We start from the raw sequence: 12475 nt of genomic DNA on the forward strand, positions 1-12475 counted from the left end.
TCACCGTTCTCGGAGGGACTTTCGAATGACTGAGAATGTGCGGGGTTACCGCGAGACGTCGGGCCGTGCGGCCAGAGCCGACCTGACGGGTTCCCAGGTCAAGGCGGCCGACGGTTCGATCGGCAAGGTCGACAAGCATTCCGCCGAGGTCGGCTCTTCGTACATCGTGGTCGGCACCGGCCCGTGCATCTTCGGCAGGGAGGTTCTTCTGCCGGCGGGACGATCGACCGGGTGGGCGTCCGGGAGGAGAAGGTGTACCTCGGCTGGACCAAGGACCAGATCAAGGCCGCTCCGGTGTCCGAGATGGACAGGCACCTCGGCAACGAGGACGACCACCGTCAGGTCGGCGGCTACTACGCCGACCCCTCGAACCGCCTGTGAGGCTGCCGCAGACGCACCATGAGCGCGTCGCGGGCGAAGTCCCGAGTGAAGCCCCGGACCCGATCCTCAAGGCCGGGGCCACTTCACTCGGGTTCACGGGGGTCGGCGCAGGGAGGGCGGGAGGCTGGCTTCGGCCCGGAGTGGTTCGGACGCTTCCACGAATCTGCTGGGTGTGTCAGGCACTTGGGTGGCCTGTGGGCGGTTGAGCCAGCGGCGGGGCGGCGGGGCGGCGGGGCGGCGGGGCGGCGGGGCGGCGGGGCGGCGGGGCGGCGGTGCGGCGGTGCGTGGCTGCGGTGGCTCTGCTGTGTCGCTGTGGGCGCAGGGGAGCAGCTGGTGGTGCCGGCGGGGCGAAGCGCTGCTGGAGGGCGGGGCAGCGTGCCCACCAGGGGCATTCGGAAGTCCTGCCGGCGGGCGTTGGTCAGGGTGTCGAGCAGGACGCGGATGACGCCGTCCTTACGGGCATCGGCCAGCGCCTGGCGCAGGCAGTCGACGGTATCCATGTCAACTCTCCGGTTGCCCCCGGCAACGCAGTCCCGTCGAAGCGCGCGGCCTGCCGGTACACCTCGGCTGCGAGGGTGCTGTAGAGGTGGCCGCCGATGGTGGTGGTGGTGCGACCACTGCGGTGCGGTCGTTGCTCATCACGATGCACCTCACCCGAGGCAGGGGTCGATCGCCTCAGGCCCGGTGGTCCGTACGGGGGCATGCGGGGCGGGGCTGGGGGGCCGGGCGGTGAGCATCGGGGGGAGGCCTTCGCACAGTCGGAGCACGCGCGCGAGCACGCTGAGCGAGGCGCCGGTGGCGGGGCCGGACGGCACGTGTCGATACCCCGTCAGAGCCGGCGTGAGGTGGTAGTAGGACGAGTCCGGCTCGGCCCCGAGCAACGTGCAGTCACGATGAGGACAGTCACCCCGCGGGGCTCCGCAATCGGCCGCACTGTGACTGCTCCTTGTACGCGTGGGGGAGGGTCCCGCAGCGACGTCGGCCTCGGCGTCACGGATGGCCTGCCCCCTGCGCCGGCAGGGCTGGCCCCTTCTCGACGGTTGCGCGGGTGATGCAGCCGACCCGCTTCCTGTGGGGGATGGTCTCCTGGCTGATCTTCCGGGGGAGCACGCGCAGACGGCTGCTCCCTTGCCGGCCTGCGGGGGCTGCTGGGCAGGGCAGCGGCATGGTGTAGGCGGAGGTGATCCGCCCCGGTGCTCTGACCGGACGGCTTCGGGTCGTCCGTGTCGCCGGCGTCGCGACCGATGCGGCGGGGAGTAAGAGCGTCGCCATCGACATTGTTTCGATCAGAAAGGCGCCAGTACAGGGGGCGCACCTCCTAGTTGGTCGATGGACCTCGGTCATACGTGTGCCCACTGAGCTGTGGGTATTTCAGATGAGCAGGATCGAAACTCTTTCGTAAAACAAACCGAACATGGGGATTGACCTGGGTTACGCGCAGGTTTCAGAATCGCTCGCGGCTGCCGGGATCTGGCCTGGATCGGCCTTGCCGAACCCTCAAGGAGGAGAACGGTGCTCACCACCCCGTCGCGACGCGACGCACTTTCATGGCGGATTCGCGCCATCGCCCCACTGGCCCTGCTTGCCCTGGGCGCGGGCCTGCTGTCGCCGGCCCTCATGGCGGCGCCTTCCGCTCGGGCGGCGACCCTTCTGTCGACGTCGCAGGCCGAGACGATGACGAAGGACGGCGGCTGCACGAGCCTGCAGGCCACATACGCCGAGTACTACTGCAACAACGACTCCACCTCCGCCGAGCACACCTTCGGCCAGGCGGGCCGCTACCGGATCGAGGTGACGGGAGCGTCGAGCGCCGCCGACACGGCCGGCATCAGCGTCTTCGTCGGCGGCCAGAAGGTGGCGGCGTTGCGCTTCACGGGTACCGCGTGGTCCTCGAAGGAGGCCGTCTTCGACATCGCCGCGCCGGGCGCCTCGCGGGTCCGCTTCACCTTGGAGACGGACAACGGCAGCAACGACACCCGGATCGACCGGTACACACTCTCGTACGAAGGCTCCTCGCCCACCACGCCACCGGCGCCGTCGCCCTCCGCGACGGGTGCGTACGCCAGCGGGAAGTACCGCAACCTGTTCCGGGAGTGGAACCCCACCCTGACCGACGCCGCGGTCGACGCCAAGGTCGACGCGTACTGGGACGCCTTCTTCGGGAACACCGACGACGATCGAAGGCTCTACTATGCCTCCGGTTCCAACGGCAACGGGCCCCTGGCCTACATCAAGGACACCGGCAACGACGACGTCCGCTCCGAGGGCATCAGCTACGGCATGATGATCGCCGTCCAACTCGACAAGAAGTCCGAGTTCGACGCCCTGTGGAACTGGGCGAAGACGCACATGCAGCACAAGAGCGGTGCCCGCACCGGCTACTTCTGCTGGCAGGCCTCGTACGCCGGCTCCTGTCTGGACAACAACCCGGCGACCGACGGCGAGGAGTACTTCGCCACCGCGCTCTTCTTCGCCGGCCACCGCTGGGGCGACGGCACGGGCATCTACGACTACACGGGTGAGGCCGACACCATCCTCGACGTCATGCTCCACAAGGAGGACATGAACGGCGGCGTCGTCGACAGCGTCACCAACATGTTCGACCGCACCCACAAGATGCCAGTCTTCGTGCCCTACAGCACCGCCGCGCAGTTCTCCGATCCCTCCTACCACCTGCCCGCCTTCTATGAGCTGTGGGCCCGGTGGGCCGACGGCTATCAGGGCAGGCAGGCCGAGGACCGGCAGTTCTGGAGGGACGCAGCCCAGGCCAGCCGCGCCTACTTTGCGAAGTCGACCCACCCCGAAACGGGCCTGAACCCCGATTATGCCGAGTTCGGCGGCGCGCCGAACAACACCGGCAACCACGGCGACTTCCGCTTCGACGCCTGGCGGACCTCAGTCAACTGGGCCGTTGACCACGCGTGGTGGGCCGCTGACTCCGCCGCGACGTCGCGCACCGACCGCCTGCAGAGTTTCTTCGTCTCCCAGGGCCCCCACGCCTACGTGAACCAGTACTCCCTCTCCGGCCGCCCGCTGTCCTCCGACCGGTCCCCGGGGCTGATCGCGTCCAACGGCGCGGCCTCGCTCGCCGCGACCCATGCGCGGGCCTGGGGCTTCGTCGAGGAGCTGTGGAACCTCGAACCGCCCACGGGCAGGTACCGCTACTACGACGGCCTGCTCAGCTTCATGGGCCTGCTGCACGCCAGCGGCAACTTCCGGATCCACGGACCCCGCGAGACCACCCCGACGCCGACGCCCACCGATTCGCCCGCCGCCACCATCCCCGCCGATCCCTCCGGCCTCACCGCCACCGCCGGAGCGGGACAGATCGCGCTGGCCTGGACCGACAACTCCTCCAACGAGACCGTCTTCCGCATCGAGCGGCGCACGGTCGGCGGCACCTGGGCGGTGCTGGCCACGCCAGGGGCTGGCACGACCTCCTACACCGACACCGGTCTGGCGGCCGGAACCTCGTACACCTACCGGGTCCGGGCCGGCAACGCCGCCGGGGTCTCGGCCTGGACGAACGAGGCCACGGGGCGGACGCCCGCCGGCGTGAGCCGGGACCCGTACACCGTCATCGAGGCGGAGTCCTACGACAGTGCCGCCTACGTGACGACCCGGTCCGCCGCCAGCGGCACCGTCGTCGACCTCACCGGCAGAACGAGCGTTCTCGTGCTCGACGGGGTCCAGTTCGGCACAGCCGGGGCAGCGGGCGTCGGCTTCCGGGCCTCCACCACCACCCCCGGCGTCAACGTCCATGTCCGGATCGGCAGCGCGACGGCCTCCCCCGCCTGCACGGTGTATCCCGACAGCAACGGCGCCTGGCACCTGAAGTCCAACAGCTGCTACCCGCGCCCGGCCGGGACCACGAGGGTGTACATCACTTCCACCGGACCGGTGTCACTCGACAACCTCTCCTTTACCTCCTGAGCACCACCTCGCACCACACCCCCGGGGAAGCCGTCTTCCCCGGGGGCCTCTCGCCATCCAGGCACTCACTTCGCCCGGGTACCGCCGACTCTCCGAGAGACACGAGCATGACGACCAAGCACCCTCATCAGATCCTCCCGCCCGTCTCGGAGCCCTTCGGCCGGCTGGCCGACGGCACCGAGATCCGCCGCTGGTCCCTGGGGAACGGTGGCACGAGACTCTCCGTACTCAGCTACGGGGGCATCGTGCAGTCTCTGGAGACACCCGACCGGCACGGGCGGCACGCGAACGTGTCCCTCGGGTTCGGCAGTCTCGACGGCTACCTCGCCTCCGACGGCTTCCTCGGCGCGCTCGTCGGCCGCTACGGCAACCGCATCGCGGAGAGCCAGTTCAAGCTCGACGGGACCCGCCACTTCCTGTCCGCCGCCGGAGGCAAGCACACGCTTCACGGCGGAGCGGACGGTTTCGACCGACGAGTGTGGACGGTCCACGGCTTCGCCAGGGGCGGCGACGTCGGTCTCATCCTGACCCTGACCAGCCCCGACGGGGACATGGGCTTTCCCGGCGCCCTCCGGGTCCGGGTGGTGTACACCCTCACCGCGTCCGGCGCCTGGCGCGTCGACTACGAGGCCGTCACCGACAAGCCCACCGTCGTGAACCTCACCAGCCACGTGTACTGGAATCTCGCCGGTGAATCCTCCGGATCCGCTCTCGACCACGAGCTGTCACTCGCCGCGTCCAGGATGACCCCCGTCCGCACCGGACTGATACCGACCGGGCGGCTGGCGCCCGTGGCCGGCACGCCCTTCGACTTCCGCAGGCCCACACCGGTCGGGTCGAGGATCGACGCCGACTCGCCGCAACTGCGGCACGCCGGCGGTTACGACCACAACTGGGTGCTGGACAAGGGGGTCACGGCCACACCCCGGCCCGCGGCCACGCTGAGGGATCCCGGATCGGGGCGCGTCATGCGCGTCTCGACCACCGAGCCCGGGATCCAGTTCTACTCCGGCAACTCCCTCGACGGCTCGCCCGTGGGCAGCGGTGGGCGGGCATACCGGCGCCGCGACGGCCTGTGCCTGGAAACCCAGCACTTCCCCGACGCCCCCAACCAGCCCGCGTTCCCGAGCACGGTGCTGCGGCCGGGCGAGGCCTACCGGTCCTCCACCGTGCACGCCTTCGCCGTGACGTGAGGGGTCTGCCGTGGGGCATGGAGGCGCCCCGCCGGGAATCCCGGCGGGGCGCCTCCATGCCCGGAGAGCGGCGGCTCGCCGCCGCGCGGTCACCGGCGGCGGCGCTCGGCGAGCTCGTCGCGGACCGCCTCGAACGCCGGCTTGGCGGCGTACTCCTCGTCCATCAGGTTCGCGGCGCCCTGCCCGTCGAACGTGTCCGGAACCCACGAGTACTTGTCCGTGAAGCCCCAGACGGTGAAGGAAGTGCAGCGGCGCACGTTCAGGCAGGCGTCGAGCAGCCTGCGGTAGTCGTCGGCCTGGCGGGCGAGCTTGGCCGCGTCGGCCGGGAGCGTCATCCGGATGTCGACCTCGGTGAAGGCCGACTGCATGCCGAGCCCGGCGAAGCGCTCCAGGTTGGCCTGCACGTCGCTGGGGAAGCCGTACCCGATGTCCAGGTGACCCTGGATGCCGAAGCCGTGGACGGGCACACCCTCGCGACGGAGTCGGACCGCCAGGTCGTAGTACGCGGTGGACTTGGGGTTGATGCCCTCGACGTTGTAGTCGTTGAAGAAGAGCTTGGCCTGAGGGTCGGCGGCATGTGCCCAGCGGAACGCGTCGGCGATGTAGGAAGGACCGAGCTTCTCCAGCCACAGCGACTTGCGCAGCGTCCCGTCCTCGTCGAAGACCTCGTTGACGACGTCCCACTGGTAGATCTTGCCCCTGAAATGCTTCATCTGCGTGGTGATGTGGGCGCGCAGGACCTGCCGCAGCTCGGCGGCGTCGATCGAGCCGTCGGCGACGCCCTGGGTGAGCCAGGCGGGGAGCTGGTTGTGCCACAGCAGGGTGTGCCCCCGCACGGCCTGCCCGTTGTGCTGGGCGAAGTTCACCAGGGCATCGGCCGCGGCCCAGTCGTAGACGCCGCGCTCGGGCTCCACCGCCTCCCACTTCATGACGTTCTCGGCAGTTACGGAGTCGAACTGGCGGGCGGTGAGAGTGCGGTAGCGGTCGTCCGACGCGAGGGCCGCGGTGTCGACGGCCGTGCCGATCCGCAGATCCTGGCGCGCGGCGAGCTTGCGCAAGGTGGTGCCGTGACCGGCCGGGGGACCGCCGAACGCCGACGCGGACGGAGCAGCGCCGAGCACGATGAGGACGGCGGTGGCCGCCGAGGCGGCGCGCCGGAACGATCTTGACGCCATGGATGGCTCCTTCGTGAGAGGGATCGGCCGGGGGAGGACCGTCGGCGACGGGGAGGCCGACACGGCCCTGGCCCGCTCCGCGAGCGGGCTGTGGCGGCGTGCCGACACGTCACCGAAACTTCCGCTGCTCCTCCCGGTTGTGGCGGAGGAGGTGCCGGCCGAGGACGGCCGACGGCGGGCTGGACCTTCACCTGCAGAGGTGGCTACCAGTCCGGAAATTCGGGCAGGGAGCCTCTGTGGTTCAGATCTTGAGGGATGCCACCGCTTCGAAACAATGGTGCGGATGAAACGAAAACCTTTCGGTTCACATGGGCTCCGCCCTCCTCGGATGTGAGGATCCCGCTCTCAGTGAACGTCGCGCACCAGGCCGGAGGCGCCGGCGAGGACGCCTTCCAGGCGGTGCCACGCGGCCTCGTCGCGTACCCGCGCGGGCAGCTCTGCTCCACGGCCGGCTCCCCATGAGGTGGCCACCCGCACGGGATCGTCTCCCCATGCGGCTCCCGCGGCGAGTGCGGCCGCGCCCGAGGCGACCAGCTCACCAGCCTGCGGAAGGACCAGCGGCCGCCCCGAGAGTCTGCGGATCGTCTCGACCCACGTGCGCCCCCTCGCCCCACCGCCGATCAGTCGCAGGGGCCGCTCGCGCACCGCCGGGCCCGCCGGATCGAGGTTCGCCACGGCGTGGAGGTCGTCCAGGGTCCGCAGGAGGCTGAACGCAGCCCCCTCGTAGGCGGCGCCGAGGATCTGCCGCGGCGTGGTGGCGTGGCGGAGGCCCGTGAGAAGGCCGGAGGCGTGGGGGAGGTCGGGGGAGCGCTCGCCGTCCAGGTAGGGCAGCATGACGGTCTCTCCGCCGGGCTCCGCGTCCTCGCGGCCGAGTCCGAGGAGGTCGGCGACCTTGTCGACCGCCAGCGTGCAGTTGAGCGTGCAGCCGAGCGGGAGGTACGTGCCGTCGGCGCCGGCGAAACCGGCGAGCGCGGCCGTGGCCGGCCGGTTCCGGGTCGAGGCGAAGACGGTGCCCGACGTCCCGAGGCTGATGACCGGGTGGTCGAGCAGGCCCTCGGCTCCCAGCCCCAGCCCCACGGCTGCCGCCATGTTGTCCCCCGTCCCCGCGGCTACCGCGATGCCGGGCCGCAATCCCAGGCACTCGGCTGCCCGTGCGGTCAGCGATCCGACCCGCTCAGCCCCGCCCGCGGCGACCGTGGGCAGCAGCGCGGCGTCCAGACCGATCAGGTCGAGCAGGTCGCGGTCGTAGGCGCGGATGCGTGTGGAGTACCAGCTCGTGCCCGAGGCGTCGCCCGGGTCGGTAGCCGCCGCGCCCGAGAGACGCTCGGTGAGGAAGTCGTGGGGGAGCCGGACGGCCGCCGCGCGGTCGGCCGTCTCGGGCTCGTGCTCACGGAGCCACTGCCACTTGGTCGCGGTCATGGACGCGACGGGAACGGACCCGGTCCGCTCCAGCCACGCGGCCGGGCCGCCCAGGGCCTCGGTCAGCGCCATCGCCTGCGGCGCGGAGCGCGTGTCGTTCCACAGCATCGCCGGCCTCAGCGGCCGGCCGGCGGCGTCGAGAACCACCAGGCCGTGCTGCTGTCCGGCCACCGCGATGCCGGCGACCGCGGACGGGGCGACTCCCGACTCGGTCAGGGCCGCGCCTACGGACGCGCGCAGCGCGTCCCACCAGCTCTCGGGATCCGACTCGCGGGCGCCGGCTTCGCCGCGTACGGCGTGCGGGGCGCGGCCGACGGCCAGGATCCGGCCGCTATGGGCGTCGACGACAGCGGTCTTCGTGGACTGCGTCGAGCTGTCCACACCGAGAACTACAGGAGTGATCGGCACGGGGTACCTCGCAGGGGAAGCGAATTTGGAAGGTGGAACAACAAATTAGGCTGCATGCATCGGTGCACGTCAAGGGGGTGTCCGAGGCTGTTCGAGGCTCTGTTGGGGGCGGTCAGGGCTTGCCCACGCCTCCGAGGTCGACTATTAGTTTGGCGACACAACAAATCCGCGCGCTGCGGCAGTACGTCACGGGAGCACCCCATGTCGAACCCCTTCACCCCCACCCCTGAGGACCGTTTCACCTTCGGCCTGTGGACCGTCGGCTGGCAGGGCCGCGATCCCTTCGGCGACGCCACCCGCCCCGCGCTCGACCCGGTCGAGTCGGTCGAGCGGCTGGCCGGGCTCGGGGCGTACGGCGTCACCTTCCACGACGACGACCTGATCCCCTTCGGCGCGTCCGACGCCGAGCGCGACGCGGTCGTGAAGCGGTTCCGGGACGCCCTCGACCGCACCGGCCTGACGGTCCCGATGGCCACGACGAACCTCTTCACCCACCCGGTCTTCAAGGACGGCGGCCTTACCGCCAATGACCGGGACGTGCGCCGTTACGCGCTGCGCAAGACGATCCGCAACATCGACCTGGCCGTCGAGCTCGGCGCCACCACTTACGTCGCCTGGGGCGGGCGCGAGGGCGCCGAGTCGGGCGCGGCCAAGGACGTGCGGGTGGCCCTGGACCGGATGAAGGAAGCCTTCGACCTGCTGGGCCAGTACGTCACCGAGCAGGGGTACGACCTGCGGTTCGCGATCGAGCCGAAGCCGAACGAGCCGCGGGGCGACATCCTCCTGCCCACCATCGGTCACGCCCTGGCCTTCATCGAGCGCCTGGAGCGGCCCGAGCTGGTCGGCGTCAACCCGGAGACGGGCCATGAGCAGATGGCGGGGCTCAACTTCCCGCACGGGATCGCGCAGGCGCTGTGGGCGGGCAAGCTCTTCCACATCGACCTGAACGGCCAGTCCGGCATCAAGTACGACCAGGACTTCCGCTTCGGGGCGGGCGATCTGCGTCAGGCGTTCTGGCTGGTGGACCTGCTGGAGTCGGCCGGGTACGAGGGTCCGCGCCACTTCGACTTCAAGCCGGTGCGGACGGACGGCTTCGACGGCGTGTGGGAGTCCGCGAAGAACTGCATGCGCAACTACCTGATCCTCAAGGAGCGCGCGGCGGCCTTCCGCGCCGACCCGGACGTCCAGGAGGCCCTGGCCGCCTCGGGTCTGCCCGAACTCGCCGTCCCCACGGCCGCCGACGGCCTCGCGGGGCTGCTCGCCGACCCGACCGCGTTCGAGACCTTTGACGTGAACGCGGCCGCGAGCCGCTCGATGGCCTTCGAGCGGCTCGACCAGCTGGCCCTGGAGCACCTGCTCGGCGTCCGCTGATCAGCCGGGACAATCGAAGCCGAGGCAGGCCCGGGGAAGAGGCAGGCCTCGGCGTTCCCCGTCCAGTCGCCCCCCGGGAGTCCACCGTGTCCTCAAGCGCCGACAAGACGATCCCTTCCTCGGGCGGCCCGATGGACCAGCTGGCGGTGCGGCGCGCCAACCTCGCTCTGGTCCTGAGGGAGGTCTGGTCGTCCGACGCCTCCTCCCGCGCCGCCGTGGCCCGGCGCACCGGTCTGACCCGCCCCACGGTCTCCAGCCTCGTGAACGAACTGTTCGAACGCGGCCTGGTGCGGGAAACGGACCTTCAGCAGGACGGTTCGGTGGGCCGGCCCGGACGGAAGCTCGAACTCGACGGCAGTACGGTCGCTGCTCTGGGCCTGGAGATCAACTCCCGTTACCTGGCTGCCTGCACCGTCGACCTGGCAGGACGGACGATCCAGGAAAGACGGATCGTCCACGACGGAACCCGGGAGAGTGCCGCCGACACGATCCGCGCCGTCGCCTGGCTCACGGCCCGGCTCATCGAGCGTGCCGGGCGTTCCGGGATCCGCGTGGTCGGCGTGGGCGTCGCTGTTCCGGGTCCGGTGGAAGTCACCACCGGCCGGGTTCGCGCCGCCCCCAACCTGCGCTGGAACGATGTTCCCGTCGGCGACCTGCTGCGCACCGAGGCAGGACTGGCCGACGGCATGAGCGTCGTGGTCGACAACGAGGCGAACCTCGCCGCCCTCGCCGAGTGGGAGCGGGCGCATCCCGGCGTCAGCGACCTCATGTACGTGACGGGTGAGGCGGGCATGGGGGCCGGCATCGTCGCGGGCGGACAGCTGCTGCGGGGCGCGTCAGGCTTCAGTGGTGAGCTGGGGCACGTGCAGATCGACCCGGCAGGAGCTCGCTGTGCCTGCGGGCGCGCAGGATGCGTGGAGACGAAGGTCGCACTGCCCGCGGCCCTGGACCTGGCCGCGCCGGACCTCGTGCGACCTGCGGCTGGTACCCCCGACGCGGCCTGGGGGCCGCAGGAGCAGACCGTGGAGCTGGCACGCCGGGCAGCCGCGGGTGACCCCAAGGCCCTGGCGGGCCTGGACGAGATCGGACGGTGGCTCGGGAAGGGGCTCTCAATCCCCGTGAACCTCCTCAACCCGGAGGTCGTCGTCCTCGGCGGCTACTTCGCCGCAGTCGCGCCTTACCTCCTGCCTGCGGCCATGCGGGAGATGCGGAGCCGGGTCGTGGCCGGTGACGCGGCCCTGTGCCGCGTCACCGGATCGACGCTCGGCTTCACCGCCGCCGTGCGCGGTGCCGCCGGCGTCATCGTGAAGGAGGTCTTCGCCGACCCGACCCGCGTGTCCCGGTGATGTGCGGCCCGCGCCCGTCCACGTCGTGCTCACCGCGGCGCGGGCGGGCTGGGTTGACCGACCGGGCCGGATCGTCAGACCGCGCCGCGGGCGGAGGGTAGGGACGAGGCGGCGGCCGGGTTCTCGGGCGGCGGGGCCGTGCTGTTCCTGACGACGAGGCTGGTCGCGAGTTCCAGGCGGGTGACCACGGGCTCGCCCGCCCGCAGGTGCAACAGCATCTGCACGGCCTCCTCACCCATCGCGCGCAGCGGCTGGTGGACGGTGGTGAGGGCGGGGCTCGACCAGCGCGCGACCATCACGTCGTCGTACCCGACCACGGACAGGTCCTCGGGGACGCGCAGGCCGCGGACTCGGGCCGCCTCCAGGACGCCCAGCGCCTGGAGGTCGCTGCCGGCGAAGATCGCCGTGGGCCGGTCCGGCAGTGCCAGCAGCTCCAGGGCGTGGGCGTAGCCGCCCTCGACGTGGAAGTCGCCGAAGCGGATCAGAGCCGCATCGACGGGAATCCCGGCCATGCCGAGGGCCGAGCGGTAGCCGTCGAGGCGCGCGAGGGAGCAGAGAATGTCCTCGGGGCCGGTGATGATGCCGATGCGGCGGTGTTGGAGGTCGATGAGGTGGCGGGTGGCGGCAACGCCACCCGCCCAGTTCGCCGAGCCCACGGAGGGCACGTCGGGTTCGGGGTCGCCCGCCGGGTCGATGATCACGAAGGGGATGGAGCGGGACCCCAACTGCTGTTTGACCTCGTCGGGGAGAGAGGAGAAGACGAGCACGACGCCGATGGGGCGGCGCTGCAGCACGCCCTCGATCCAGTCGGCCGACGGGGCGTGCCGCGTGCCGCTCTCGGTGAGGACCACGCTGGCCTGGTGCGCCTTGGCGAGGTTCTCGACGCCCCGGATCAGCTCCATCGACCAGACGCTGTCGAGCTCGTGGAAGACGAGCTCGATGAGGGGCGCCTCGCCGGCCGCGCGGGTGGTCCTGCGGTACGAGTGCGCCTCAAGCAGCGACTCCACCTTGCTCCGGGTGCGGGGCGAGACGTCCTGCCGTCCGTTGAGGACTTTCGAAACTGTCGAAAGAGATACTCCGGCCTTCTGAGCCACCTCGGCCAGGGTGATCCGCCTGTGCCCCTCGTCATCACGCATCCGAGCAGCATAAAGCACACTCTCGACGACCCTCGGCGTCACGTTTCCATAACGCCCCTACGGAGGGTTGACCTGTTCGGGACCCCCGGCTTAGCGTCCCGCACATGAAGTTT

At 70.7% G+C, this 12475-nt stretch carries 7 protein-coding genes and 1 pseudogene; 5 read left to right on the forward strand and 3 right to left on the reverse strand.

All coding sequences use genetic code 11. The features are described 5' to 3' along the window. Positions 1-25 precede the first annotated feature (25 nt). The 3 genes and pseudogenes from OG392_RS37025 (at position 26) to OG392_RS37035 (ending at position 5507) form a co-directional block, all read left to right on the forward strand. A pseudogene (locus tag OG392_RS37025) lies at positions 26-381 on the forward strand (PRC-barrel domain containing protein). Between the two features lie 1512 nt (positions 382-1893). Then, a complete protein-coding gene (locus OG392_RS37030) occupies positions 1894-4314 on the forward strand; it encodes a glycosyl hydrolase family 8 (RefSeq protein ID WP_329286912.1) in 2421 nt (806 codons plus the stop codon). Between the two features lie 107 nt (positions 4315-4421). Next, entirely contained in the window at positions 4422-5507 is a 1086-nt protein-coding gene (locus tag OG392_RS37035) for an aldose epimerase family protein (protein WP_329286914.1), read from the forward strand. Between the two features lie 89 nt (positions 5508-5596). On the opposite strand, the gene OG392_RS37040 is transcribed toward OG392_RS37035, so the two are convergent. Then, positions 5597-6682: an endo-1,4-beta-xylanase gene (locus OG392_RS37040; RefSeq protein ID WP_329286916.1), complete on the reverse strand. Its 1086-nt coding sequence runs from the start codon at positions 6680-6682 to the stop codon at positions 5597-5599. Positions 6683-7027: 345 nt separating this feature from the next. Further along, a complete protein-coding gene (xylB, locus tag OG392_RS37045) occupies positions 7028-8509 on the reverse strand; it encodes a xylulokinase (RefSeq protein WP_329286918.1) in 1482 nt (493 codons plus the stop codon). 201 nt (positions 8510-8710) lie between these two features. Here xylB and xylA point away from each other — a divergent pair, with 201 nt between their 5' ends. Then, positions 8711-9880, forward strand: coding sequence for a xylose isomerase (gene xylA / locus OG392_RS37050; RefSeq protein WP_329286919.1), 1170 nt, complete (start codon positions 8711-8713; stop codon positions 9878-9880). Positions 9881-9966: 86 nt separating this feature from the next. Beyond that, positions 9967-11226, forward strand: coding sequence for an ROK family transcriptional regulator (locus OG392_RS37055; RefSeq protein WP_329286920.1), 1260 nt, complete (start codon positions 9967-9969; stop codon positions 11224-11226). 74 nt (positions 11227-11300) lie between these two features. Here the strand turns inward: OG392_RS37055 and OG392_RS37060 are convergent, their stop codons facing one another. Continuing rightward, on the reverse strand, positions 11301-12362 hold the full coding sequence (locus tag OG392_RS37060) for a LacI family DNA-binding transcriptional regulator (protein WP_329286922.1): 1062 nt from the start codon (positions 12360-12362) through the stop codon (positions 11301-11303). Positions 12363-12475: the final 113 nt, after the last annotated feature.

Source organism: Streptomyces sp. NBC_00691 (genome assembly GCF_036226665.1).
GTDB lineage: Bacteria > Actinomycetota > Actinomycetes > Streptomycetales > Streptomycetaceae > Streptomyces.